23 protein-coding genes and 1 tRNA gene are annotated in these 25,990 nt (G+C 75.5%); 11 read left to right on the plus strand and 13 right to left on the minus strand.

The features are described 5' to 3' along the window. Window position 1 precedes the first annotated feature (1 nt). Both ACWFNE_RS05420 and ACWFNE_RS05425 read right to left on the minus strand, forming a co-directional pair. On the minus strand, window positions 2-505 hold the full coding sequence (locus ACWFNE_RS05420) for a carboxypeptidase regulatory-like domain-containing protein (protein ID WP_452121418.1): 504 nt from the start codon (window positions 503-505) through the stop codon (window positions 2-4). Next, window positions 502-1,131: an RNA polymerase sigma factor gene (locus ACWFNE_RS05425; RefSeq protein ID WP_452121419.1), complete on the minus strand. Its 630-nt coding sequence runs from the start codon at window positions 1,129-1,131 to the stop codon at window positions 502-504. The genes ACWFNE_RS05420 and ACWFNE_RS05425 overlap by 4 nt, the downstream gene beginning before the upstream one ends. A gap of 253 nt (window positions 1,132-1,384) precedes the next feature. Between ACWFNE_RS05425 and ACWFNE_RS05430 the strand changes: the two genes are divergently transcribed. Continuing rightward, on the plus strand, window positions 1,385-3,097 hold the full coding sequence (locus tag ACWFNE_RS05430; protein ID WP_452121420.1) for a peptidase S32: 1,713 nt from the start codon (window positions 1,385-1,387) through the stop codon (window positions 3,095-3,097). 817 nt (window positions 3,098-3,914) lie between these two features. Continuing rightward, entirely contained in the window at window positions 3,915-4,160 is a 246-nt protein-coding gene (locus ACWFNE_RS05435) for a hypothetical protein (protein WP_452121421.1), read from the plus strand. 321 nt (window positions 4,161-4,481) lie between these two features. Here ACWFNE_RS05435 and rplA read toward each other — a convergent pair whose 3' ends face one another. The 5 genes from rplA to ACWFNE_RS05460 form a co-directional block, all read right to left on the minus strand. Next, on the minus strand, window positions 4,482-5,204 hold the full coding sequence (gene rplA, locus ACWFNE_RS05440; protein ID WP_452121422.1) for a 50S ribosomal protein L1: 723 nt from the start codon (window positions 5,202-5,204) through the stop codon (window positions 4,482-4,484). 118 nt (window positions 5,205-5,322) lie between these two features. Beyond that, entirely contained in the window at window positions 5,323-5,754 is a 432-nt protein-coding gene (rplK, locus tag ACWFNE_RS05445) for a 50S ribosomal protein L11 (RefSeq protein ID WP_034634943.1), read from the minus strand. A gap of 94 nt (window positions 5,755-5,848) precedes the next feature. Further along, window positions 5,849-6,769: a transcription termination/antitermination protein NusG gene (nusG, locus tag ACWFNE_RS05450; RefSeq protein ID WP_452121423.1), complete on the minus strand. Its 921-nt coding sequence runs from the start codon at window positions 6,767-6,769 to the stop codon at window positions 5,849-5,851. Between the two features lie 102 nt (window positions 6,770-6,871). Continuing rightward, complete coding sequence (secE, locus tag ACWFNE_RS05455; protein ID WP_034634949.1) at window positions 6,872-7,159, minus strand: preprotein translocase subunit SecE; 288 nt, start codon at window positions 7,157-7,159, stop codon at window positions 6,872-6,874. 101 nt (window positions 7,160-7,260) lie between these two features. Continuing rightward, window positions 7,261-7,333, minus strand: a tRNA-Trp gene (locus ACWFNE_RS05460). A 427-nt stretch (window positions 7,334-7,760) separates the two neighbouring features. Here ACWFNE_RS05460 and ACWFNE_RS05465 point away from each other — a divergent pair. The 8 genes from ACWFNE_RS05465 (at window position 7,761) to ACWFNE_RS05500 (ending at window position 18,139) form a co-directional block, all read left to right on the plus strand. Next, the gene (locus ACWFNE_RS05465) at window positions 7,761-8,996 is read left to right on the plus strand and encodes a pyridoxal phosphate-dependent aminotransferase (protein WP_452121424.1); all 1,236 of its coding nucleotides are present in this window, start codon (window positions 7,761-7,763) and stop codon (window positions 8,994-8,996) included. Window positions 8,997-9,274: 278 nt separating this feature from the next. Further along, complete coding sequence (locus ACWFNE_RS05470) at window positions 9,275-10,195, plus strand: ABC transporter ATP-binding protein (protein WP_452121425.1); 921 nt, start codon at window positions 9,275-9,277, stop codon at window positions 10,193-10,195. Beyond that, entirely contained in the window at window positions 10,192-11,058 is an 867-nt protein-coding gene (locus ACWFNE_RS05475; protein WP_452121426.1) for an ABC transporter permease, read from the plus strand. The genes ACWFNE_RS05470 and ACWFNE_RS05475 overlap by 4 nt, the downstream gene beginning before the upstream one ends. Further along, entirely contained in the window at window positions 11,048-12,523 is a 1,476-nt protein-coding gene (locus tag ACWFNE_RS05480) for a sensor histidine kinase (RefSeq protein ID WP_452121427.1), read from the plus strand. Before ACWFNE_RS05475 ends, ACWFNE_RS05480 begins: the two co-directional genes overlap by 11 nt. Further along, complete coding sequence (locus tag ACWFNE_RS05485; protein ID WP_452121428.1) at window positions 12,520-13,149, plus strand: response regulator; 630 nt, start codon at window positions 12,520-12,522, stop codon at window positions 13,147-13,149. The genes ACWFNE_RS05480 and ACWFNE_RS05485 overlap by 4 nt, the downstream gene beginning before the upstream one ends. A 1,673-nt stretch (window positions 13,150-14,822) precedes the next feature. Then, window positions 14,823-16,298, plus strand: a complete 1,476-nt coding sequence (locus tag ACWFNE_RS05490) for a sensor histidine kinase (protein WP_452121429.1) — start codon at window positions 14,823-14,825, stop codon at window positions 16,296-16,298. Next, window positions 16,295-16,972, plus strand: coding sequence for a response regulator transcription factor (locus ACWFNE_RS05495; RefSeq protein ID WP_452121430.1), 678 nt, complete (start codon window positions 16,295-16,297; stop codon window positions 16,970-16,972). Before ACWFNE_RS05490 ends, ACWFNE_RS05495 begins: the two co-directional genes overlap by 4 nt. An 84-nt stretch (window positions 16,973-17,056) precedes the next feature. Then, on the plus strand, window positions 17,057-18,139 hold the full coding sequence (locus ACWFNE_RS05500; RefSeq protein ID WP_452121431.1) for an adenosine deaminase: 1,083 nt from the start codon (window positions 17,057-17,059) through the stop codon (window positions 18,137-18,139). Between the two features lie 7 nt (window positions 18,140-18,146). On the opposite strand, the gene ACWFNE_RS05505 is transcribed toward ACWFNE_RS05500, so the two are convergent. The 6 genes from ACWFNE_RS05505 to ACWFNE_RS05530 form a co-directional block, all read right to left on the minus strand. Then, a complete protein-coding gene (locus ACWFNE_RS05505) occupies window positions 18,147-19,247 on the minus strand; it encodes a hypothetical protein (RefSeq protein ID WP_452121432.1) in 1,101 nt (366 codons plus the stop codon). Next, the gene (locus ACWFNE_RS05510) at window positions 19,244-19,858 is read right to left on the minus strand and encodes an RNA polymerase sigma factor (RefSeq protein WP_452121433.1); all 615 of its coding nucleotides are present in this window, start codon (window positions 19,856-19,858) and stop codon (window positions 19,244-19,246) included. Before ACWFNE_RS05510 ends, ACWFNE_RS05505 begins: the two co-directional genes overlap by 4 nt. 70 nt (window positions 19,859-19,928) lie before the next feature. After that, window positions 19,929-20,450, minus strand: coding sequence for a peptidase inhibitor family I36 protein (locus tag ACWFNE_RS05515; protein WP_452121434.1), 522 nt, complete (start codon window positions 20,448-20,450; stop codon window positions 19,929-19,931). Between the two features lie 2 nt (window positions 20,451-20,452). Further along, window positions 20,453-21,616, minus strand: a complete 1,164-nt coding sequence (locus tag ACWFNE_RS05520) for a UDP-N-acetylmuramate dehydrogenase (protein ID WP_452121435.1) — start codon at window positions 21,614-21,616, stop codon at window positions 20,453-20,455. Beyond that, the gene (locus ACWFNE_RS05525) at window positions 21,613-22,914 is read right to left on the minus strand and encodes an MFS transporter (protein ID WP_452121436.1); all 1,302 of its coding nucleotides are present in this window, start codon (window positions 22,912-22,914) and stop codon (window positions 21,613-21,615) included. The genes ACWFNE_RS05520 and ACWFNE_RS05525 overlap by 4 nt, the downstream gene beginning before the upstream one ends. Before the next feature lie 38 nt (window positions 22,915-22,952). Beyond that, window positions 22,953-24,647: an MFS transporter gene (locus ACWFNE_RS05530; protein ID WP_452121437.1), complete on the minus strand. Its 1,695-nt coding sequence runs from the start codon at window positions 24,645-24,647 to the stop codon at window positions 22,953-22,955. 229 nt (window positions 24,648-24,876) lie between these two features. Here ACWFNE_RS05530 and ACWFNE_RS05535 point away from each other — a divergent pair, with 229 nt between their 5' ends. After that, entirely contained in the window at window positions 24,877-25,938 is a 1,062-nt protein-coding gene (locus tag ACWFNE_RS05535; protein ID WP_452121569.1) for a LacI family DNA-binding transcriptional regulator, read from the plus strand. Window positions 25,939-25,990: the final 52 nt, after the last annotated feature.

Raw genomic sequence — 25,990 nt, forward strand, 5'->3', positions numbered from 1 at the left:
GCTAGAGCTCGATCTGCGGCGTGACGACGGGGACGTCCGGCTGCTCCGGCCGGCGCAGCACGAGCCGGGCCGGGCCGCGACCGAGGTCCGAGAAGGAGAACCGCCCGTCCGCGTCCGACGTGACCCGCTCGATCCGGCCGCCCTGGTGCAGCTCGACGGCGAGCTCCCCTGCGGGCGCCGCCCAGCCGTCGACGCGCACGCGGTCCGCCTCGGCGTGGACCGTGATCATCACCGTGAGCACGTCCGTGGTGAACGTGATCGTCACGGCCTCGATGCTCGCCTCGTCGGACCGGAGGGCGAGCTCGGGGGTGCCGATCATGCGCAGCTCCGCCATCTCGGTGTGCAGCGCGTCGATCGTGAGGGCGAGCCCGATGCGGTCGACCAGCCCGGCGGGCACCGGGTCGACCCGGTCGACGATCACGGCGAGGCGACGCAGGACCTGGAGGTCACCGCCGTCCATGGCCTCCGTCGCGTACCGGGCGACGGCCCGGTCGTCCGCGGTCACCGGGCACCCCACGCGGGGTCCGCGACGAGCGCGAGCCGGAGCTTCGCGAGGCAGCGGCCCCGCGTCGGGCCGATGCTGCCGACCGGCATCCCGAGCGAGCGGGACACCACCGCGTAGTCGGGCCGGTCGACCAGCGCGACCAGCCCCAGCAGCGACCGGCAGCGGTCGGGCAGGGCACGCACGTGGTCCCACAGGATGCGGTCCTGCTCGTCGCGGACCGCGACGACGTCGGGTCGGTCCTCCGTGGGGGCCGCGAGCCAGTCGGTCGCGTGCTCGTCGAGCTCGGCGTGGGCGAGGTCGTCGCGCGACTTGCGCACCGCACGCCACGCCGCCCGCTTCGCCGTCACCAGCATCCACTGCAGCGTAGCCCGGGGGTCCCGGATCGAGTCGATGTCGCGGATCAGCGCGAGCCAGACGCCCTGGACCACGTCCTGGGCCTGCTCGTGCTCGGCGCCCTGGGCACGCACGGTGTGCCACAGCAGGGGGGTCAGCACCTCGACGAGCTGCGCGAGCGGCGCTCGGTCCCCCGCGCGGTAGGAGACGACCGCGTGGGCCGCCTTGTCGACCAGGCTCTCGCCCTGGTGCCGGAGCTCGGAAGCGACCGGCTCGACCAGGTCGTCACTCATCATGGACCCCTCGCACGGGAATCGTCGGGCGGCCGCCCACCGTCACAGTAGGGCGACCAGGACAACCCCGACAAGACGCCCAGGCGCCGTCGGAGTCGAGGGAGAGGGGCGCCGCCGGCCACCCCAGATACACGTCCCGGGAACGTCGTCGGGACGGACGTATCAGGCGGACGGGACCGGTCTCCTCACGGGCGCACCCGCCGCGGGCACGCCACCGACGCGCCCGCTCGACCCCCCGAGGAGACCCCACCCCATGGCTGCAGACGAGAACCGGCCCGCCGGCGACGAGCTCCCGGAGCCGGCGGCCCCGCTGAGCCGCGAGCAGATCCGCCCGGTCAAGCGGCTCGCCGAGGACGACCTCATCTCCCGACCCGGCGTGGTCGCCGTCGACATCGGCGAGAAGTACTCGGGTGGTCTGCCCACGGGGACGCAGTCGATCGTCGTGCACGTGCAGGCCAAGCGGAACGCCGACGAGGTGCCCGCCGACGAGCTGATCCCGCCCACGATCGACGGGGTCCCGACCGACGTCGTCCCGCACCGGATCCGCCTGCAGCACGAGGTGCCCTACGCGCCCGAGCACGCCGCGTCCGGCGAGGACGCGACCCGCTACGCCGCCCTGGTCGGCGGGGCGAGCATCGGCCCGGTGCGTCTCGTGCGCCGCCGCGCCACCCCCACCGGCACGCCCGCACCGCACCTCGTCGCCGGGACGCTCGGTGCGCTCGTCACCGACCGCCGCACCGGGCGCGCGCTCGCGCTGACCAACTTCCACGTCGCCGCCGTCGACACCGGCTGGCGCGCGGGCGACCCGCAGGTCCAGCCGTCGCGCATCGACGGGGCGGTGCCGTCCGACCGGTTCGGCACGCTCCAGCGCGCGGTCGTCGACGAGCACGTCGACGCCGCCGCCGTGCTGCTCGCACGCGGCACCCGGTGGTACCCCGCGGTCCTCGGGATCGGGGAGATCACCGGCCGCGCGAAGGCGAAGGTCGGGCAGTCGGTGCGCAAGCGGGGCCGCACGACCGGGCTGCGTCACGGGACGGTCACATCGGTCGACTTCACCGTGCAGATCGACTTCGGCGGGGAGACCGGGCTCGTGACGCTGCGCGACCAGGTCCGGGTCGACCGCAGCCCCGACGAGGAGCGGTTCTCCGCGGGCGGCGACTCCGGCTCGGTCGTGGTCGACGAGCGCGGGCGCGTCGTCGGGCTCCTGTTCGCCGGCGAGGACGACGGCAGCTTCAGCCTGGCCAACCCCATCGCCGCGGTGCTCGACGCCCTCGACGTCGACATCGCCACGCGGCGGTCGGTCACGAAGCGTGCGCGCCGGGCGCGGTCGGGGGCCGCGCGGGGACGGGTGCCCTCGGGGACGACGGGGGCGCGGGGACCGGTCGCGGCGCCGGTACCGGCTGCGGCGACGAGGGGCGCCGTCGGCCCCGGGGCCGACGGCGCGACGGCTCGGGTCCCGCACGCTGTGCCGGCCGGGCGCGTGGCGGGCTCGGGGGCGGGGGCGCAGCCGTTCACCGAACCGTTCACCGAGCCCTTCACGGAACCGTTCACCGAGGCGTACGCGCGGCAGCCGTTCACCGAGCCGTTCACGGAACCGTTCACCGAGGCGTACGCGGGGCAGCCCTTCACCGAACCGTTCACCGAGGCCTACGCCCGGCAGCCCTTCACGGAACCGTTCACGGAGCCGTTCACGGAGGCGTACGGGCGACAGCCGTTCACGGAGCCCTTCACCGAGGCATACGCCCGGCAGCCCTTCACGGAACCGTTCACGGAACCGTTCACGGAGCCGTTCACCGAGGCATACGCCCGGCAGCCCTTCACGGAACCGTTCACGGAGGCAGCCGGCGCGGGCACACTCGGGCGCCCGACGGCGACGGGCCGGCCGCGCGCCGGGCGTCGCGCGCTCGCCGAGGCGTTCTGGGCCGGCTACCTGACCGCCCGGTACCACCGCGCGCAGGGTCGCTGAGCGGGATGACGGTCACGACCGGGCGGTCCGGAGGCGGGCGCGCGCGTGGCACCGCCTCCCGACGGGGCCTGCACCTGGTGCGCCCGGTCGACGACGCGACCTCGTGCGGACCGGGCGGCGCACGAGTCACCACGCTCGACCCGCGCTCCCCCGGCCACTGCGCCGACGCTGTCGCAGCCGTCGTCGAGGTCACGGGTGGAGGCCGTGGCACGGGTGGGGGGTGGACCACGCTCCCGGGCGTCCCGCACGCGGCGAGGGTCGACCTGGTCCAGGAGCTCGAGGAGCACGTGCTCGGGCTGCGCGCCGACGGTCCGACGGTCGCGCACCGGGCGGCGCTCGCCGACGTGCTCGCCGCCTGGGCCGAGAGCCTCGTCGCGCTGCACCGCACCCCGGTGACGAGCACGGCACCCGCCGTCCCGCTGCCGTGGGTGCTCGTTCCGGACCTGCTGGCGCGCCGTCGCGACGGCTCGCACGCGGTCGCCGGGCGCGCGTGGGCGGTGCGGCAGCACCCGCGGGTCCGGCGCGCGCTCACCGCGGCGAGCGCGGGCTGGGCGGCGGACCGGTGGGTGCACGACGCGGGTCCCGACGCCGTGGTCGTCCTGCGCGGTCACCAGGCGGGCGGCGGTTCGCCGACCACGGGCGGCACCTCGACGACCGTGGCAGACCAGGCTGGCGGCGGGCTCGCGGCGACCGACGAGCGCACGCCCCGCGGCGCGTCGGGGTCCGGGCACCTGCCGACGGACCGCGCGCCCACCTCGTCGCGGCCGGGCGCGGCGACGCCCGGTGGGATGTCGCGACCGCGCTCGACTGGCTCGCGGTGCACCTGGCCCCGACGCTCGACCCGGCATGGGACCTCGACCCCGTCGCAGGTTTCATGCGCGCGTACCGGGTGCACGGCGGTGACGCCGAGCCCGACCGTTCGCTCGCGGTGGCCCGGACCGTGGCGACGGCTGCCGCGTGGAGCGACGCGCTCGACGCGCGGGGCCAGGAGCCCGACGACGACGAGCTCGCCTGGGTCGCCGGGCTCTGGGCGCGCCCGCTCGCGCTCCTCGCACCGAGGTGACCTGAGCCGTCCGGCTCCACGAGACGCGCGCGGGGACGGACCCTGCTGCGCACCCGGTCCGCAGGGGGGACCAGGTGCGCAGCAGGGTCTGCCACCCGCGCGTGCGGGATCGGCGGGTCACGACCTCCACCCGTGCATCCGCGTCCGGCTGGGCGGGACCGCCACGCGCGCCGACGTCTGCCTGGGCAGGACCGTCACCCGCACGGCCACGTCCGGCTAGACAGGACCGTCTGCGAGCAGGTCAGCCCGCCGCGGCCCGGACGCACGAGAGCCCGGTCCGCTGGGGACCGGGCTCTCGGGCGTGCAGTGCGGGGACGGAGGTCAGGCGGCCTCGGTGTCCTCCTCGGTCAGGTTCCGCGTGCGGTTCTGGTCCACGAGGATCCCGGGGCCGTTCGTCGTCGAGAACGTCGCCTTCGCGATGTAGCGGCCCTTCGACGAGGCGGGCTTGAGACGGTTGACCTCCTCGAGCGCAGCCGCGTAGTTCTCGACGAGCTGCACGTCGGAGAACGAGACCTTGCCGATGATGAAGTGCAGGTTCGCGTGCTTGTCGACACGGAACTCGATCTTGCCGCCCTTGATGTCGGTGACAGCCTTCGCCACGTCCATCGTGACCGTGCCGGTCTTCGGGTTCGGCATGAGACCACGCGGGCCCAGGACCTTGCCCAGTCGACCGACCTTGCCCATGAGGTCCGGCGTCGCGACCGCGGAGTCGAAGTCGGTGTACCCGGCCGCGACCTTCTCGATCAGCTCGTCGCCACCGACCTCGTCGGCACCCGCGGCGCGGGCCTGCTCGGCGCGCTCGCCCGTCGCGAACACGATGACGCGGGCCGTCTTGCCCGTGCCGTGCGGCAGGTTGACGGTGCCGCGGACCATCTGGTCCGCCTTGCGGGGGTCGACACCGAGACGGAACGCGACCTCGACGGTCGAGTCGTACTTGGTGGACGCGGTCGCCTGCGCGAGGCGCACGGCCTCGAGCGGGGCGTAGAGGCGGCCGGCCTCGATCTTCTCGGCTGCGGCGCGGTACGCCTTGCTGTGCTTGCTCATCTGCTCTCCTTGACTGGCAGTCGTGGTCGTCGGGCCGCACAGGGCCCTGCCACTGGCACTTCTCGGGTGGTGCTTCGGGGTGGTGCTGCTCCGGCCCGGGGGCCGGGGTGGGTCGAGGTCAGCCCTCGACCTTGATGCCCATGGAGCGGGCGGTGCCGGCGATGATCTTCTCGGCGGCGGCCACGTCGTTCGCGTTGAGGTCGACGAGCTTCGTCTGGGCGATCTCGGTGACCTGCGCGGCCGTCAGGGTCGCGACCTTGACGGTGTGCGGGGTCGGCGAGCCCTTGGCGACGCCGGCGGCCTTCTTGATGAGCTCCGCGGCCGGCGGGGTCTTCGTGATGAAGGTGAAGGAGCGGTCCTCGTAGACGGTGATCTCGACGGGGACCACGTCACCACGCTGCGACTCGGTCGCCGCGTTGTACGCCTTGCAGAACTCCATGATGTTGACGCCGTGCTGACCGAGCGCCGGACCGATCGGCGGCGCAGGGGTGGCCGCGCCGGCCTTGATCTGGAGCTTGATCAGGCCGGTGACCTTCTTCTTGGGGGGCATGATGCCTTCCGTTCGTGTCGTGGGCCGACGCCGTGGGCGATGACCCGGTTGCAGTGCGGCCCGGCGGTGCCGGACCCGCGCGTGTGCCGCTCGGTCAGATCTTGGCGACCTGGCCGAACGACAGCTCGACCGGGGTCTCCCGGCCGAAGATGGAGACGAGCACCTTGAGCTTCTGGCTCTCGGGGTTGATCTCGGAGATCGTCGCGGGCAGCGTGTCGAACGGGCCGTCGGTGACGGTCACGGACTCTCCGACCGTGAAGTCGACCTTGATCTCCGCGGCGGCGGCCTTCGTGCCGGCCTTCGGGGCCGCCGGCGTGAGCGACGGCGCGAGCATCGAGAAGACCTCGTCGAGCGTCAGCGGGACGGGCTGGTGCGTGTGCCCGACGAACCCGGTGACACCGGGCGTGTGCCGCACGGCACCCCACGACTCGTCGGTCAGGTCCATGCGCACGAGGACGTAGCCGGGGATCCGCACGCGGCGCACGACCTTGCGCTGCGCGTTCTTGATCTCCGTCACCTCCTCCATGGGGACCTCCACCTGGTGGATGTAGTCCTCCATGTTGAGGCTCTGCGTGCGGTTCTCGAGGTTTGCCTTCACGCGGTTCTCGTAGCCCGCGTAGGAGTGGATGACGTACCAGTCACCGGGCTGCGTGCGCAGCTGGGCCTTGAAGGCGGCGACGGGGTCCTCGTCGACGTCGGGCTCCTCGTCCTCGACCTCGACGGCGGGCTCGTCGTCCGCCTCGTCGGCAGGCTCGGCGTCGTCCTCGTCGGCGGGCTCGGCGTCGTCCTCGTCGTCAGCGCGCTCGGCGCCGTCCTCGTCGTCAGCGCGCTCGGCGCCGTCCTCGTCGTCAGCGCGCTCGGCGCCGTCGGCGGCACCGGTGGTGGCGGTGTCCTCGTCGGACGCGGGGTCGGCAGTGCCCGCTGCGGGCGCCTCGACCGCCGAGATCGACGCCAGGGCGTCCTCGAGCTCGGTCTCGGCAGCACCCTGCTCGGACTCGTGCGACTCGTACGTCACGTGGAAACCTGCTTTCTCGACTGTCTGTGGTGCGGACCGGCGTGCGCTGCGCGCGGGAGCCGGCGTGCTCCGGCGCGGGGCCGGAGGTGCGGTTGCCTGCGGTCAGGCGCCGAAGACCCAGAAGGTCAGGCGGCCGACCCCGAGGTCGACCAGGGTCACGAACGCCATGACGACGGCGACGAACGCGAGCACGACACCCGTGTAGGTCACGAGCTCCGAGCGTGTCGGGCGCACGACCTTCTTGAGCTCGGCGACGACCTGGCGGAAGAACAGCGCGACGCGGGCGACGAAGCCCCGACGGGCGGTCTCGGTGCTCGCGGGCTTCGGGCGCTCGGTGCGCGGCGCCGAGCCCTCGGCGCCGGACGCCGCTGCCGGTGCGGATTCGCTCACAGCTGTCCCCTACGTGTGTCGTGTGGCACCGACGCCCGTGAGGTGCAGCGCCGGACCGTCGCTTCGCCGGACCCAGCTGGGCGCCGGACCGTGACCATGCGCAGGGCAGGCGAGACTCGAACTCGCAACCGCCGGTTTTGGAGACCGGTGCGCTACCAATTGCGCCACTGCCCTACGGCGTTCTCCGTCGCCACGACGAGCACCTGCGCGCAGCGGACCTGACGGACCACTCGTGGGCACGGCTCATCATGGCGGACGTCAACCGCCGGGGAACCACTGTACGCGACGCACGCCGCAGGGTCGAACCCGGCGGGATCGACGCGTCTGCGCGAGGCCTGCGCGACGGGGGCGCAACGTCTGCGCGACCGGGGCGCGGCGGGGGCGCGACGTGGGCGCGACGTGGGCGCGACGTCGGCGCGGAGCCGACCCGGCGCCCACCGGCGTCGGCCCGGAGTCGCCCCGGCGTCGACGGCCCGCGGCGCACCGGTCGCCAGGACCGCCACGGGCGGCGCGCCCCACCCCCAGCCCGGCCCCCCAGGGGCCCGGACCGGTGGTCGGGACACCCGGCGACCCGGTTGCCGGCGTCTGCCAAGATGGCGCTGTGAGCCAGCACACACCCGCCCAGCCCGCGTCCGCCCGCTCGCGCGTCTCCGCGCGCATCGCCGCCATCGCCCCGTCCGCGACGCTCGCGGTCGACGCGAAGGCGAAGGCGCTCAAGGCCGCCGGGCGCCCGGTCATCGGGTTCGGCGCGGGCGAGCCGGACTTCCCGACGCCCGACTACATCGTCGAGGCCGCCGTCGCCGCCGCGCACGACCCGGTCAACCACCGCTACACGCCCGCCGCCGGCCTGCCCGCGCTGCGTGAGGCGATCGCCGCGAAGACGCTGCGGGACTCGGGCTACGAGGTCGACGCGTCCGCTGTGCTCGTGACCAACGGCGGCAAGCAGGCCGTCTACCAGGCGTTCGCGACCGTCGTCGACCCGGGCGACGAGGTCCTGCTGCCCGCGCCGTACTGGACGACGTACCCCGAGGCCGTCCGGCTCGCGGGCGGGGTGCCGGTCGAGGTGTTCGCGGGCGCCGACCAGGAGTACCTCGTGACGGTCGAGCAGCTCGAGGCCGCGCGCACCGAGCGCACCAAGGTCCTGCTGTTCTGCTCGCCCTCGAACCCGACCGGCGCGGTGTACTCCCCCGAGCAGACCGCGGAGATCGGGCGCTGGGCGCTCGAGCACGGCATCTGGGTCCTGACCGACGAGATCTACGAGCACCTCGTGTACGACGACGCGCAGTTCACGCCGATCGTGCGCGCGGTCCCCGAGCTCGCCGACACGACGATCGTGCTCAACGGTGTCGCCAAGACCTACGCGATGACGGGCTGGCGGGTCGGTTGGATGATCGGGCCGGCCGACGTCATCAAGGCCGCGACCAACCTGCAGTCGCACCTCACGTCGAACGTCGCGAACGTGTCGCAGCGCGCAGCCGTCGCGGCGCTCACGGGCGACCTGTCCGCGGCGCACGCGATGCGCGAGGCGTTCGACCGCCGTCGCCGGACCATGGTCGAGATGCTCGGGCAGATCGACGGCGTGCGGATCCCCGTCCCGAAGGGGGCGTTCTACGCCTACCCCTCGGTCGAGGGCGTGCTCGGCCGCACGATCCGCGGCGTCACCCCGACCACGTCCGCCGAGCTCGCGGCCCTGATCCTCGAGCAGGCCGAGGTCGCGGTCGTGCCCGGTGAGGCGTTCGGGCCCAGCGGGTTCCTGCGCCTGTCGTACGCGCTCGGCGACGACGACCTCGCCGAGGGCGTCGGGCGCATCCAGGCGCTCCTGGCCGACGCGGACTGACCCGCTCGCACCGGTCGGCTGCGGTCGGCGCTGGTCGGCTGCGGTCGGCGCCGCTCGGGGGCACGGTGCCCCTGTCTGCCCGCAGCGGTCCGCGCCTGCCCAGGTCTGGCCGCAGCTGCCCGTGCCTGCGCACGTGTGCCCGCAGCTCCCCGTGCCTGCCCGTGCCTGCCCGTGCCTGCCCGTGCCTGCCCGTGCCTGCCCGTGTCCACCGAGCGGTGGACACGGGCACCGTCGTGCGGTGGCTACCGCCGCCCGCGCCGCCACGCCACGCTGGAGCCATGAACCCCACCGAGCTGGCCCTCGAGGCCCACGGGCTGCGCAAGCGCTACGGCGACAAGCAGGCCGTCGACGGCCTCGACCTCGCCGTGCACCGCGGCGAGATCTTCTCCGTCCTCGGCCCGAACGGCGCCGGCAAGACGACGACCGTCGAGATCCTCGAGGGCTACCGCGACCGTGACGGCGGCGAGGTGCGCGTCCTCGGGGAGGACCCGCAGACCGCCGGACGCGCCTGGCGCTCACGCATCGGGGTCGTGCTGCAGGACACCCGCGACCTCGCCGAGGCCAACGTCGGCGAGCTCGTGCGGCACTTCGCGGCGTACTACCCCCACCCGCAGGACCCCGAGCACGTGATCGACCTCGTGGGGCTCCGCGACAAGGTGCGGACGCGCGTGCGGCAGCTGTCCGGCGGGCAGCGGCGGCGGCTCGACGTCGCCCTCGGCATCGTCGGGCGGCCCGAGCTGCTGTTCCTCGACGAGCCGACCACCGGCTTCGACCCCGAGGCCAGGCGCTCGTTCTGGGACCTCGTCCGCGACCTCCGCGACCAGGGCACGACGATCCTGCTGACGACGCACTACCTCGACGAGGCCGAGCAGCTCGCCGACCGGGTCGCCGTCGTCCAGGACGGGCGCGTCGTGGCGCTCGACCGGCCGTCCGACCTGGGCGGACCCGCGGCGCGGCAGGCCGTCGTCCGGTGGGTCGAGGACGGGGTCACGCGCGAGGTCCGGACGGACGAGCCGACCCGGACGGTCGTCGAGCTCGCCGGCCGCTGGGCCGACGCGCGAGGCTCGGCCGCACCGCTCGAGGTGCCGGGGCTGCAGGTCCTGCACCCGAGCCTCGAGGACGTCTACCTCGCACTGATCGGTGTCGGGTCCCCCGCTGCCGCACCCGTCGTCCCGACCCTGCAGGGGAGCACCCGATGACCGCCGCGACCGCCCCGGCGCCCCGTTCCGCGCTCGCGCGTCCGGCCGCGCTCCCCGGCACGCTGCGCCTCGGCCTGGTGCGCACGCGCCTCGAGCTGCGGCAGTACTTCCGCGAGCGCGACGCGGTCGTGTTCATCTTCCTGTACCCGGTGATCATGCTCGCGATCTTCGCGACGGTGTTCGGCCAGGACGGCGCGCAGGTCGGGCCCGAGGGGGGCACGGTGCCGTTCGCGCAGTACTTCCTGCCCGGGATGGTCGCGACCGGCGTGATGCTCTCGAGCTTCCAGTCGCTCGCGATCACGATCGCCGTGGAGCGCGACGAGGGCGGGCTCAAGCGGCTGCGCGGCACCCCGCTGCCCGCCGCGGCGTACTTCCTCGGCAAGGTCGGGCAGGTGCTCGTCTCCTCGACGGTCCAGCTCGCCCTGCTCCTCGCGGTCGCCGCGCTCGTGTTCGACGTCCCGCTGCCCACGGACCCCGACCGCTGGTTCACGTTCGCGTGGGTGTTCCTGCTCGGGACAGCCGCGGGCTCCGTCTGCGGGGTCGCGTTCTCCTCCGTCCCCCGCACCGGGCGCAGCGCAAGCGCAGTCGTCACGCCCGTCGTGCTCGTGCTGCAGTTCATCTCCGGCGTGTTCTTCATGTACGACGCGCTGCCGACCTGGATGCAGCAGGTCGCGTCCGTGTTCCCGCTCAAGTGGATGGCGCAGGGCATGCGCTCGGTGTTCCTGCCCGACACCTTCCTCCCGATGGAGGTCTCCGGGTCCTGGCAGCACCCCATGACCGCGCTCGTGCTCGCGGTGTGGGCCGTCGTCGGGCTCGTGCTGGGTGTCCGCACGTTCCGCTGGACGCGACGCGATGCCGGCTGACGAGCCGCGCGCCGACCGGCCGGCCGCTGCCCTCTCGGGCGACGACCGGCCCATCGGCGCGCACGGGGCGCTGCACCGGATGGGTCTGGCACGGGCCGACGCCACCGACCCGGCCGACCGGCCCGCGCGGCGTCCCGCGGTCGACCGCGCGGAGTTCTGGACCCGCACGCTGCGCGGGTGGGACGTCGCGTTCTACGTCATGGTCGCGATCGCGTGCGCGTCGTTCCTGACCGGCGGCCACGCCCCGGGTGCGACGGCTGTCTCGTTCGCCGCGATGGCGGTGCTCGCGGCCGCGTACACCGTGATCGGGCGGCGGGCCGCGCTGCGCGGCGACGCCCGGCTCGCGCACATCTATCTCGCGGTGCTGGTCGTGGTCGTGGTGCTCGTCGTGCGCCTCGAGCCGATGGGGACGCTCCTGCTGTTCATCGCCTACTCCCAGATCTGGTTCTTCAGCCACCGCCGCACCACCGCCGCGGCGATCGCGCTCGTGCTCGCCGTCGGCGCCTCGGTCGCGATGGGTCTGCGCGGCTGGGCCGACCGTGAGGCGTGGGTCGAGATCGCCGGGCAGATGGGCATCGGGCTCGTGTTCAGCGTGCTGCTCGGGCTGTGGATCACGCAGATCGCCGAGCAGAGCGAGGAGCGCGCGGGTCTCATCGAGCGGCTCGAGACGGCGCAGGCCGAGCTCGCCGCGACCAACCACGCCGCCGGCGTCCTCGCGGAGCGCGAGCGCCTCGCGCAGGAGATCCACGACACGCTCGCGCAGGGGTTCACGAGCGTCGTGATGCTCGCGCAGGCCGCGGGCGCGGAGCTCGACCGTGCGGCGACCGACGCAGCGCGCGGACGCATGGAGCAGATCGAGGACGTCGCGCGCGAGAACCTCGCCGAGGCCCGCGCGCTCGTCGCCGCGTTCGGGCCCGCCGGGCTGCAGCAGCAGGGTCTGCGCGACGCGCTCACGCGGCTGGCCGAGCGGTTCACCGCGGAGACCGGCGTCGAGGTCGACGTCGACCTCGGGCAGGACGGACCGCTCACGCGCGACACGGAGGTGGTGCTGCTGCGCGGCGCGCAGGAGGCGCTGGCGAACGTGCGCAAGCACGCCGACGCCCGCCGCGTCCGCCTGCGGCTCGGCACCGACGACGGGACGGTCGAGCTCGAGGTGCACGACGACGGCCGCGGGATGCCGCCCGAGGTGGGTCGCGGCGTCGGGCTGCGGGGGATGCACGAGCGCGTGCGCGCGGGCGGCGGGACGCTCGACGTCGGGACCGCGCCGGGAGGCGGCACGCGGGTGCTCGTCCGGATGCCCGCGGCGACGGCCGACGGCGTCGGCCGGGGTGGAGGCGTGGGTGGCAGCGGTGGAGGCGTTGGTGAAGGCGGCGACGCCGGTAGAGGCGTCGGAGGCGGAGGCGATACTGGCGCCGGGTCCGCGAGCGCCGCGATCCCGACCAGCCGACCCGGAGGAGCACCGTGAACCCCGTCCGCGTCCTGGTCGTCGACGACCACCCCGTCGTGCGCTCGGGGCTCACGGGGCTGCTCGCCGCGGAGCCGGACATCGAGGTGGTCGGCGAGGCCGCGGACGGGCAGGCGGCGGTCGACGCCGCGCGCACGCTCGCACCGGACCTCGTGCTGATGGACCTGCGGATGCCGGTGCTCGACGGCGCGGCGGCGACCGCCCGCATCCGCGCCGAGACGCCGTCGGTGCACGTGCTGGTCCTGACGACGTACGAGACCGACACGGACATCCTGCGGGCCGTCGAGGCCGGTGCGACCGGCTACCTGCTCAAGGACACCCCGCGTGAGCAGCTCGTCGCCGGTGTCCGGGCAGCCGCGCGGGGCGAGTCCGCCCTCTCGCCGACGGTCGCCCGCCGGCTCGTCGAGCAGCTCCGGTCCGACCGCGACCGGCTCAGCGCACGCGAGCTCGAGGTGCTCGCGGGCGTCGCGCGCGGGCTGTCGAACGCCGCCATCGGGCGCGAGCTCTTCATCGCCGAGGCGACCGTGAAGACGCACCTGCTCCGGACGTTCACCAAGCTCGGCGTGGACGACCGCACGCGCGCGGTCACGATCGCGATCGAGCGCGGGATCCTGCCCGCACCCTGACCGGCGAGCACGCAGGACCCGCCGGCGCGGGACGACCGATGACCGACGGATGGTGCGCGACACCGAGGCTCCCGGCCGGCGCCTGCGCCCCGGGTGTTCCGTGGACCGGGCCCACGCGGGTTCGGGCGCGGGTTCGGGTTCCGGGTTCGAGTTCGGGTTCCGGGTCCGGGCTCCGGGTTCGGGTTCGGGTTCGGGTTCGGGTTCGGGTTCGGGTTCGGGTTCGGGTTCGGGTTCGGGTTCGGGTTCGGAAGATGCTCGTCGGCGGTTCGGCAGCCGCCGTCGGAGCTGGCGGCCGTCACCCGGACGGGGTCCGGACCCGGCGGCCACCCGTGGTCGGCGTCTCCTGCAGATGTCGCCAGTGCCCCGATACTGTGCGGTATGCCCGAAAGCCTGAGCATCGTCGCCGGCGGCACCGCTGCCGTCGTGCTGCTCGGCGTGGGCGTCTCCGCGATCTTCGCCGAGCCGAACGAGTCCCGCGGTGCGCTCGCCGACCCGATGGTGGTGACCGTCCCGCCCGTGATCGACCCCGCACCGGCGTCCCCGCCCGGCTCCGTCGGCGCACCCGCCGGGACCGGAGAGGCCGGCGGGCTCGACCCGGCCGGGGTTGCGGAGCGAGGCTCTGGTGCGCCGTCGACCACGCTCTCGCCGTCCACCTCGCTCTCGCCATCCATCTCGCGGTCGCCGTCCGTCGCCTTCCCGCCGTCGGCCGCCTCAGCGCCCGGGACGTCGGCGGCGGCACGTCCGGACGACGGGCCACACGCCCGGCTCGCGACGACCGACCCGGCGCGTGTCGGGAGCGCCAGGACCACGTGGTGGACGGGCGGCGTGACGTCCGCACTGCGGTCGAACGGCTCGACAGACCGGGCCGAGCGGTCGGGCGACCTCGTCGACCCCGCCGAGCGATCGGGCGGATCCACCAGCCGGGCGGAGCGGTCGGGCGGCCCCACCGGCCGGGCCGAGCACGGGGTGCCGAACCCGCACCCGGGAGCGGACGACGCACCGAGCGCACGGCACGGGGTCTCCCGCGTCGCGCCGAGCGGCCACCGGGCCCGGGTCGAGGACGAGGGACGGGCCGGACACGCCTCGGTCGGCCACGCCTCGGTCGGCCACACCTCGGTCCGCCACACCTCGGTCCGCCGCGACCTGAGGGTGCGCGACCCCCGGGCTGCGGCCGGTCGGCAGGTTCCGCCGCCCGCAGCGGCCGTGCCCGCACCGGCAGAGCGCCCGTCACCCGCGGCGGCAGCTCCCCCGTCACCCGCAGCGCCCGCCGCGCCCGCGTCCCCCGCCGCGCCCGCACCGCCCCCTTCGCCCGCAGGGCCCCGTGCCCCGGCAGCGCACTCCTCTCCCCCGGCAGCACCGCCGGCCGCCGCGTCTCCCCCGGCAGCACCGCCGGCCCCCGCGCCCGCCGCCTCGCCACCCACCGAGCGCCCCCAGATCCGCCCACCCACCGGCCGCGCGGTCGGACGGGCCGCCGACCCCCGCCCGGCGCGGGAGCACCCGCACGTCACGGCACCGACCCGACTGCAGCCCGTGACGTCGGACCGGCGAGACCAGGGCCCCGGCCCGCACGGCCCGGCCTCCGGGCCTCGCGACTACCGCGGACGCGCCGTGCCCGGCGGGACGTGGTGATGCGCTCGGCCCGACGGCGTCGGGGTCGCGCCCCGCACGACCGGGTGGCGCACCTGACCGTCCGCGCGCGGGTCCTCTCGGCGGTGCTGCTGCTCGCAGCGCTCGCGGTCGTCATCGCGGGCGCGACGGCGTACCTGCTGCAGGCGCAGCGCACCGACAAGCGCATCGACGACTCACTGGTCCGGGCGATCGACGTGCTGCGCTTCGTGACCGCGGAGGGCCCCGACGCCGAGCGCAACCCCGAGCTCGAGTTCACGACCGTGACCGACCTGCTCTACGCGGCCGTGCAGCGCCGCGGCTTCACCGAGCACGAGGGGGTGCTCGCGCTGGTCGACGGCGAACCCCGCTGGCTGGCCTCGACGTCCGTGCCGCTGCGCCTCGAGGCAGACCCGGAGCTGCTGCGCCGGCTCGCGGCGGTGTCCCCCGAGGACCCGGTCGAGCTGCAGACCGTCCGCACGTCCGTGACCGAGTACCGCCTCGTCGCGATGCCCGTCTCGGTCACGGGCGACCCGCACCAGGGGCTGTTCGTCGTCGCGATCGACCGGCGGGCCGAGATCGCGACGATGTCGCGCGTGTACCGCTCGTACGCCTCGGTCGCGCTGGGCTCGCTCGTGGTCATCGCGCTCGTCGCGTGGTTCGTCGTCGGGCGCCTGCTCCGGCCCGTGCGGCTGCTCCGCGACACCGCGCGGCACATCACCGAGTCGGACCTCTCGGAGCGCATCTCGGTCAGCGGCTCCGACGACCTGTCCGACCTCGCCCGCACCGTCAACGCGATGCTCGACCGGCTGCAGAACGCGTTCGGGTCGCAGCGCGAGCTCCTCGACGACGTGGGCCACGAGCTGCGGACGCCGCTGACGATCGTGCGCGGTCACCTCGAGCTGCTGGACCCCGACGACCCCGACGACGTGCGGGCGACCCAGGCGCTCGCGCTCGACGAGCTCGACCGGATGCACCGCCTCGTCAACGACCTCATGACGCTCGCGACCGCCGAGCGGCCCGACTTCGTGCGGGTCGCCCCCACCGACATCGGGCGCCTCACCGACGACGTGCTGGACAAGGCTCGCGGGCTCGGCGACCGGCGCTGGCAGGTCGCCGCCCGGGCCGACGCGACGGTGCTCGTCGACTCCCAGCGCGTCACGCAGGCGTGGCTCCAGCTCATCGCGAACGCCGTGTCGGTCTCCGCGCCGGGGACGTGGATCCGCATCGGAAGCGAGATCCGCTCGCGCCGCGTGCTGTTGTGGGTGCGCGACGAGGGTCCCGGCGTCGCCCCCGAGGAGGAGGCACGGATCTTCGAGCGCTTCCACCGCGGGCGGGCCGACCGCATCGGTCGCCGCGGTGACGGCGCCGGGCTGGGCCTGCCCATCGTCGCCGCGATCGCCGCGGCGCACCACGGCCGCGTGACGCTCGAACGGCCCCCGCGCGGTGCGGGCAGCGGGGCCGTGTTCGTGCTCGACCTCCCCGCGCTGGACCTCGTCGAAGAACCGCGTCTCACCCCCGCCGAGCTGTTGGAGCAGACATGACACAGATCCTCATCGCCGAGGACGAGGAACGCATCGCCGCGTTCATCGCCAAGGGCCTGCGTTCCGAGGGCTTCGCGACCGCCACGGTCGCGACGGGCGCGGAGGCGCTCGCGCTGGCCCGCTCCGGCGAGTACTCCCTCCTGGTGCTCGACCTCGGGCTCGCCGACATGGACGGGTTCGACGTGCTGCGCCAGATCCGCGAGTCCGGGGCGCACCTGCCGGTCATCATCCTGACGGCGCGCAGCTCGGTGACCGACACCGTCACGGGGCTGGAGTCGGGCGCCGACGACTACATGGCCAAGCCGTTCCGGTTCGAGGAGCTGTTGGCGCGCGTCCGGCTCCGGCTGCGCACCCCGCAGGTCGTCGGCGAGGTCGCGACGCTGACCCACGGGCCGCTCCAGCTCGACCTGCGCACGCGACGCATGCGGGTCGGCACGCAGGAGGTCGACCTGTCCGCGCGAGAGTTCGCACTCGCCGAGACGTTCCTGCGCCACCCCGGGCACGTGCTGAGCCGTGAGCAGCTGCTCTCGCAGGTCTGGGGGTACGACTTCGACCCCGGCTCGAACGTCGTCGACGTGTACGTCCGCTACCTGCGCAAGAAGCTCGGCGCGGAGCACTTCGACACCGTGCGCGGGGTGGGCTACCGGCTGGTGGACGCGACCGCCGGCGTCTGACGGCCGCTCGCACGGGCGGTCCGGGCGGTGGGCCGGGCGGTGGGCCGGGCGGCCGACCCTCGCGCGCCCTGGCACACTGTCGGCGTGCGAGACGTGGCCCTGCTCCCCAAGGCCCACCTCCACCTGCACTTCACCGGCTCGATGCGGACCGCGACGCTGGGTGACCTCGCGGAGCGCTCCGGCGTCCGGCTGCCCGCGGCGCTGCTCGACGGCGACCCGTTGCGTGTCCCCGCGGACGAGCGCGGCTGGTTCCGGTTCCAGCGTCTCTACGACGCGGCCCGGGCCTGCGTGCGCACCGAGGCGGCGCTGCGCCGGATCGTCGACGAGGCGGCCGCGGACGACGCCGCCGAGGGCTCCGGCCGGCTCGAGCTGCAGGTGGACCCGACGTCGTACGCGCCCTACGTCGGCGGGCTGTCCGCGGCGCTCGAGATCATCCTCGACGAGGCCCGCGGGGCCAGCGCCCGCCACGGCGTCGAGGTCGCGCTGGTCGTCGCCGCGTCGCGCATGCGCCACCCGCTCGAGGCGCGGACGCTGGCCCGGCTCGCGGCCCGGCACGCCGGCGAGGGGCCGGGCGAGGTCGTCGGGTTCGGGCTGAGCAACGACGAGCGGCGCGGGGACACCGAGGAGTTCGCGCCGGCGTTCGCGATCGCGCGCCGGGCGGGTCTCGCCTCCGTCCCGCACGGCGGCGAGCTCCTGGGACCCGAGCACGTCGCGGACGTCCTCGACCACCTCGCCCCCGACCGGCTCGGCCACGGCGTGCGCACCGCCGAGGACCCGGCGCTGCTCTCGCGCGTCGTCGACCAGGGCGTCGCGCTCGAGCTGTGCCCCGCGTCGAACGTGTCGCTCGGCGTGTACCGGCAGGCGTCGGACGTCCCGCTGCGGGCCCTCGTCGACGCGGGGGCGACCGTGGCGCTCGGCGCCGACGACCCGCTGCTGTTCGGTTCGCGGCTCGCCGAGCAGTACCGGACCGCGCGTGACGTGCACGGCTTCGACGACGCCGACCTCGCCGACCTCGCGCGCGGCTCGATCCGGGCGAGCCGCGCCGGCACGGCGACGCGGGAGCGCCTGCTCGCGGGCGTCGACGCCTGGCTCGCGTCCTCGGCGGAGACCGCTCCGGACGGGACCGCGCCGGACCCGACGACCCGGGACGGCGGCGTCCCGGCGTGAGCGACGCTCAGCCGCTCTCGTCGACCCACGCCCGGGTGAGGTACGCGTCGAAGCCCACGACGGCGGGCGCCGGGACGCCGTAGCCCGCGGACTCGTCGACGAGCACCCGTTCGACGCCGACCAGAGCCCCGTCCGCCGGGTCCACGAGCAGGATCGGCCGCACCGGCGCACCGACCTGCGGCCCGACGGTGATCGCGACCGTGCGCCGCCCCGCCCGGTCGAGGACGGCGCCGAGGGTCACGAGCCGCTCCTCGCCCGCGAGCGCCGACCAGATCGCGCCGTCGACCGCGCCGCTCACGACCGCACGCTCCTGGACCCGCGCCGTCCCCTCGAGGAGGCAGACCGCGGTCTCGTCGGGCGTCGACTCGCGTGCGGCGCACACCGTGCCGTCGAGCAGCCGCTCCCGCAGCACGTCGGGCGCGAGACCGGCGAGGGCGTCGAGCGTGGGGGCGTCGCTCGCACCGGGGCCGAACGTCTGCTCCTCGGGCGGCCCGGGCGCGGCCCCGCCCTGCGGCAGGCGCCCGCCGACCTCGAGCGGCTCCCCCGACCGCTCGACGCTGCGCAGGGACCCGTCGGGCCGGACCCAGGTGTCGACGGTCCCGGGCACGACGGCGGACCACGTCCCGCCGGCGTCGGTCGTGCCCTCGAAGGTCCAGCGGGCGACGTGCACGTACTGGACGTCCCCCGTGCGCGGCGGCTCGACCCGGGCGCGTGCCGCGTCCGCGAACGCCGCCAGCACGGGCGCCGCCTCGTCCCCCGTCGCCTCCGCCAGCTCGGTGTCGACGACGAGCCCGTAGCTGAGCAGCGGTGGGGTGTCGGCGACCGCGCGGGGCGTGCCGAGCGGGTCCGCGAGCACCCCGACGGCCAGTGCGGTGACCGCGGCGACCCCGACGGCCACCCGGAGGGGCAGCCCGCCGCGCGCCCCGCCGGCGCGCGCCCGCACCTCCCGCGGCAGCGGCCGGCGCGCCGGGTCGGGCCGGGTGCGGACGATCCGGTCGAACGCGTCGCGCGCGGCGGGGCGCTCGTGGGCGCGGTCGAGCACGCGCTCCGGCACCGGGTTCGTGCGCCCGAGCAGGACCCGGACCTTCTGGACCTCGTGCTCGTTCATCGGCGCCGTGGCGTGAGCCCCCGGCGCCCCGGGTGCCGGTCGTGGTCCTCGTCCTCCGGCGGGGCGGCGGGCAGCGCGGACGGGCGGGCCGGCACGTCGTCCTCGACGGCGTGCCCGGCCTGGACGAGCCGCTCGAGCCGGTGCCGCGCCCGGTGCAGGCGCATCGCGGCGGTGCCGGGCGAGCAGCCGAGCACGCGCCCGAGGGCGACGAGGTCCAGGCCGTCCCACGCGACGAGCTGGAGGATCTCCTGGTCGCGCGGCGCGAGCTTGCGCATGACGGTCGAGGCGAGCATCCGGTCGGTCACGATCTCGGCGGGGTCGATCTCGACGATCGGCACGCCCGCGGCGAGACCGGCGCGGATCCGGACGTCGAGCCGCGCGGCCCGCAGCCGGGACCGCTGGGAGTTCGCGAGGATGTTGCGCGCGACCACGATCAGCCACGCGGTCCGGGCGTCGGGGTCCGCGGGCAGGACGTCGGCGCGGTGCCAGGCGACGGTGAGCGCCTGGGCGGCGACGTCCTCGGCGACGTGCCAGTCGGTGCGCCGGGCCGCGTACCCGAGCACGACGGGGTACAGCTCGGCGAACATCGCCGCGAACTGGTCCTCGTCCACGTGCAACCCCTTCACGACCTCAGGGGCGAGTGTAGGCACACGACGACGCCCCGAGAACGCCGGGCGCGCGTCAGCAGCTCGTCGCGGTCGCGTTCTGGATCAGGGACCGGGCGCCGGCGAGCCAGCCGCCGACGGACTGGTTGCGGGTCCAGGGCCCCGCACACACGCTGCGGCCCCCGCCGCCGGCCGTCTCGTAGAACGTGGACCGCTTGGACCGCTTGTTGGCGTAGCTGCCGATGGTCACGGCCGGCAGCCCGATCACCGCGCCCGGCTGGTTGAGCTGGAACATCGTCCCGCCGTAGAACGGGCCGGTCCAGATGCACGTGGTGCCGGACGCGCAGTCGCCGTACGAGAGGGTCCCGACCTCGGCGTGCACGACCAGCACGGCGCCGCCCTGCAGGGTCGCCGTCTCGAGGACCCGGTGACCGGGGTCGGCAGCGGGCTCGTCCTCGGGGAGCACCGGCGTCGCGCCCAGCAGGAGCGAGGCGACGCCGAGGAGGGCGGTCAGCACGGTGCGCCGCTCGCGTGCGCTCCCGAGGGAACGGTGCAGCGCGCTCGAGGCGGAGCGTGCCCAGTCCAGGAAGATTCCCATACTTACACCATGTCCGGGATCGCCCGGACTTCACCAGGGGAGTCCGCAGCGACCGCAGCCGTCGTCGCGCTCGTGGCGTCGAGGCTCGCGTTCACGAGCACCGGCTCGGGCTCGAGCTCGATCCCGAACCGGTCGTGCACCCCCTCGCGCACCGAGCGGGCCAGCGCCAGGACGTCCTCGGCGCGCGCCCCGCCGCGGTTCGTCAGCGCCAGCGTGTGCTTCGTGGAGACCGCGGCCGGCCCCGGCAGCCCGTGCCCGCGTCCGAACCCCGCCTGCTCGATGAGCCACGCCGCGCTCGTCTTGGTGCGGCCGTCGCCCGTCGGGTAGCGCGGCGCGCCCTCGGGCAGCAGCGCCGCGACCTCCGCGTCGAGCACGGGGTTGGTGAAGAACGACCCGGCGCTCGCGGTGTCCGGGTCCGCCGGGTCGAGCACCATGCCCTTGCCCGCGCGCAGCGCGAGCACCGCCGCCCGGACGTCGGCGAGCGGGGCCCGCTCCCCCACCTGCACGCCCAGCGTGCGCGCGAGCTCGGCGTACGCGACCGGCTCGGACAGCGGGCCGATGCGGAGCTGGAACGTCACGTCGAGCACCACGTACCGCGGTGTCGGCCCCCACGGCGACCTCGGGTCGCCCTCGACGGGGCGCATCGAGCGCTTGAGCAGCGACGTGCGGTACCCGAAGGCGAGGTCCACGAGCGGCAGCGTCCGCACCCGGGCGCGCCCGCGGTCCCACACGCGCACCGCGGAGACCGTCTGCGCGACCTCCTGGCCGTACGCGCCGACGTTCTGCACGGGAGTCGCACCGGTCGAGCCGGGGATGCCGGAGAGCGCCTCGATCCCGACGAGCCGGTTCGCGACCGCGTGCGCGACCACGTCGTCCCACGGGGTCCCGGCCGGGACCGTGACGGTGACACCCGCGCACGCCGAGGCGTCGGGCGTCTCGACACCGGTCCGCACGTCACGGACGACGACGCCGTCGAACCCGGCGTCGCCGACCAGCAGGTTCGAGCCGCCACCGAGCACGAGCAGCGGCTCGCCGGCGTCGTCCGCGGCGCGCACCGCGGCGACCAGCTCGGCCTCGGTGCTCGTCTCGACGTAGCGGCCGACCGGCCCGCCGACGCCGAGCGTCGTGAGCGCGGCGAGCGTGGGGACCGGAGCCGGGTTCGTCACCGCGCCAGGTTATCGGTCGGCGGTACGTCCGCCGGGGCCGCGTCCGCGGGCTCGTCCTGCCCGGTGACCCGGTGCACGACGGGCTCCACGGGCGCCGCCGCCCGCACCACGAGCAGACCGACGAGCACCGGGACCGCGATCGCCAGCAGCGCCTGCCGGTACCCGATCTCGTCCGCGAGCAGGCCGAGCAGCGGCGGGCCGGCGAGGAACGCCGAGTACCCGACCGTCGAGACGACGCTCACGCGAGCCGCGGCGCGCGCCGGGTCGTCGCTCGCGGCGGACATGCCCACGGGGAACCCGAGCGCGGCGCCCATCCCCCACAGCACCACGCCGACGAGCGCGAGCCACAGCATCGTCTCGGGCACGAGCCCGAAGATCAGGAGCCCGACGAGCGAGAGCGCCGCACACAGGCGGAGCACCGTCACGCGCCCGTACCGGTCGAGCAGGTTCGTGCCGAGGAAGCGCATCACGGTCATCGCCGTGACGAAGACGCCGAAGACCAGGGCGCCGACGGTGTCGTCGGTGCCGAAGCCGTCGACGACCGCGAGCGCGACCCAGTCGTTCGCGGAGCCCTCGGTGAGCGCGGCCGCGAGGACCACGAGCCCGATGAGCAGGGTGCGCGGCTCGAGCCACGCGCCGAACGCCCGGCGCGCGACCGCACCGGTGCTCGCGTCCGCGTGCTCGACGTGGCCGGCGGCGGGGAGGAACCGGCGCACGCACCACGCGACCGCGAGGCACGAGACGACGAGCACCGCGGGCAGGTGCACGTGCACGGGCACGTCGAGCCGGGCGGCGAGGGCCGCGAGGCCGGCTGCGACGACCGTCCCGAGCGAGAAGCCCGCGTGGTACCGGGGCATGACGGTGCGCCCGAGCTTCTGCTCGACGATCGCGCCCTCGAGGTTCATCGCGGCGTCCCAGACGCCGGTGCCGACGCCGAAGACGACGAGCCCGGCGCCGACGACGACGGCGTTGCCCAGTGCGACCCCCGCCGAGGCGATGACGAGGCCGGTCGCGTTGACGATCGCGAACCCGAGCACGGTGCGGGCAGCGCCGAGGCGCGTGACGATGATCCCCGAGAGCGGCAGCGACACGAGCGACCCGACCGAGCCGACGAGCAGCAGCACACCCATCTGCGCGGGCGTCAGGCCCAGCCCGTCGCGCACGGCCGGCAGGCGCGAGGCCCAGCTCGAGAAGTGCGCGCCGTTGAGGACGAACACGAGGAACACCGCGAACGACGCGGCCCGGACGCGGGCCTGGTCGACGGCGGGTGCGCCGGTGGCGTGGGGGGTGCTCGACATGGGTCGGTCGGCTCTCTCGTGGAGGGTGGGGTCGGTGGTCATCGGGCGGCGGGGGCGGCGCACACGGCGTCGAGCCGGGCCGCGGTCTCCCGGTCATCTTCGCCCACGGGTCCGACGATGCGAGAGACGAGTGCCGTGAGCGCCGGGTCGTCGGGCGGGGTCGCGCGCCCGACGGCGGGCTCCGGCGTGACGGGTTGTGGGGTGGCGGGCTGCGGCGTGACGGGCTGTGGGGTGGCGGGCTGCGGCATGGTCGACTCCGGCGTGGTGGGCTGCGCCGCGGGTGTGGCACACGCCGGTGCGGCGACCAGGGGCGGGTCGACGCGTGCGACCCGGCTCGAGAGGCTCACGCTCACGACCATCGCACCCGCGATGAGCACGAGCGCGTGGCGCGCGCCCATGGACTCCGCGGCGAGCCCCAGCAGCGGCGGGGCGGCCAGCGACGCGACCGAGGAGAACGCGGAGACCACGGCGACCCGCCCGGCCGCCAGCATCGGGTCGTCGGACGCCGCGGCGATGCCGAGCGGCACGGCGAGCGCGGCGCCGAGCCCCCACGCGACGACGCCCGCGCCGGCGAGCGGCAGGGTCGGCGCGAAGCCGAAGACGAGCAGGCCGGTGAGCGAGACGACACCGGACGTGCGGAGCACCGCGACGCGGCCGTAGCGGTCGATGAGCCGGGTCCCGAGCAGGCGGACGACCGTCATGGCGGCGACGAACGTCCCGAACACCGTGGCACCGACGGCCTCGGGCTGGTCGAACCCGTCGACGACGGCGAGCGCGAGCCAGTCGTTCGCGGAGCCCTCGGAGAGCGCCGCCGCCATGATGACGACACCGATGAGCACGGTGCGCGGCTCGCGCCACGCGTCGAGCGCCGTGCCGAGGCCGCGGCGGCGCGGGGTGCGCGGGGCCGGCGCGCCGGGCGTCGCGGGTCCGACGTCGACGAGCACGCGCTCCCGCACGGGCCGCGACGCGACCACCACGTGCCGGATCGACGCCAGACGCCACACGGTCCCGACCACGGCGGTGACGAGGAACTGGCCGAGCAGCGGTACGTCGAGGTGCGCGGCGAGCGCGCCGATGCCGGAGCCGGCGACGGCGCCGATCGAGAACGCCGCGTGGAACTGCGGCAGCACGGTGCGGCCCATGCGGCGCTCGACGGAGGCGCTCTCGACGTTGAGCGGGACGTTGCCGACCGCGAAGGAGACGCCGGTGAGGAAGATGCCGACGGCGAGCAGCGGCACGGAGCCGACCGTGGGGCCGGCGCCGATGAGCACGTACGCGAGCGCGAAGCCGACGGTCGAGAGCAGCAGCGCGAGGCGGCCCCCGCGCCGGGTGACGAGCACGCCGGCGACCGTGGCCGTCGCGAGGGCGCCGAGCGAGCCCGCGAGCAGCACCGACCCGAGCTGCCCCGTCGTCAGCTCGAGCGCGTCGCGGACCGCGGGGATCCGGGCGAGCCAGCTCGAGAACGTCAGCCCGTTGAGCGCGAACAGGCCCATGAGGACCCAGCGCGCCCGCGCGAGCGGGAGGGCGGCCGAGGTGCGGGGGGCCGGGCCGGTGGGGGCAGGGCCCCCGAGCGCGGCCGAGGAGCGGGGGGCCGGGCCGGTGGGGGCAGGGCCCCCGAGCGCGGCCGAGGAGCGGGGGGCAGGGCCGGTGGGGGCCGGGCCTTCGAGGGCGGCGCCGGCGGGGGCGGGGGCGGGGGCAGCGACGCGGTCGACGCGGTCGCGCGGGTGAGTCACGGACAGCTCCAGAGCGGGGGTGGGGAGCCCGGCGGTCGGTGGTGGCCGGGTGCATCGAAGACGGGGATCGAATCGATTCGATATCGTCGTGTGGTGAACGGTCGAAACGATCCGAGGATGCCGACCAGTCTGCGGGTACGCTGGCCGCGGCGTCAACCGACGTCGCCCGACGTCACCCCGGATCACCCGGCGACCGCCCCGGCGGCGCTCCTGCAGGAGGCGGTGCACCCTGTCGAACCAGCGACCCACGCTCGCGGACGTGGCCGCCACGGCCGGGGTCTCGGTCTCGACCGCGTCGCTCGCCTTCTCCGGGGCCGGGCCCATCGCCGCGACCACCCGCGACCGCGTGCTCGCCGCCGCGTCCGAGCTCGGCTACAGCGGCCCCAACCCGCTCGGCCGCCAGCTGCGCAGCGGACGCTCGGGCATCGTCGGCGTCGTGATCGGCGACGCCCTGCGGCGCTCGTTCCGCGACCCCGTGTCGATCCAGGTGCTCGACGGCCTGGTCGACACGCTCGGCGTCCTCGGGCTCGGCGTGCTGCTCATCCCCGGCTCGACCGGGCCCGGCGCCCCGCTGGTCGACCCGCTCGTCGAGTCCGCCGCGATGGACGTCGCCGTCATCATGTGGGGCTCGACGCCGCACGACCCCGTGCTCACGACGCTCCGCCGCCGCGGCATCCCGGTCGTGCTCCTCGAGGGGCAGGCGACCGAGGGCGTCGCCGCCGTCGGCATCGACGACCGTGCCGGGATCGCGGTCCTCGCGCAGCACCTGCTCGAGCTCGGCCACCGCCGCATCGCGACCGTCACGCTCCCGTTCGACCAGGCCCGGCGCTCGGGGCCCGTCGACGACGCCCGCCTCGCCGCGATCGAGTGGCAGGTCACCCGCCGGCGTCTCGCGGGCGTCCGGGACGCGGGCGTCGAGCCCGTCGAGACCTGGGAGACGCCGGCGTCCCTCGTCGAGCACGGCGCCGACGCCGGCCGCGCGCTGCTCTCCCGCCCCGACCGCCCGACGGCGGTGATCGCGCAGTCCGACCTGCTCGCGTCGGGCGTGGTGCTCGCCGCCCGCGAGCTCGGGCTCCGCGTGCCGCAGGACGTGTCGGTCGCCGGCTTCGACGGCCTCGACCTGCCCTGGCTCGCGCCCGACGCGCTCACCACCGTCGTGCAGCCCCTCCAGGCGAAGGGCGTCGCGGTCGGCAACGCCGTCGAGGCGCTGCTCGCGGGGTCGCAGCCGGAGTCGGTCGTCCTGCCCGTCGAGCTCCGCGCCGGCACGACGACGGGCCCCGTCCCCGCCTGAGGCGCAACGCGCCACGGCCCGCTGCGACGGGCCACGCCCGCGCTGGTTCCGG

Source organism: Cellulomonas sp. NPDC055163, assembly GCF_053607065.1.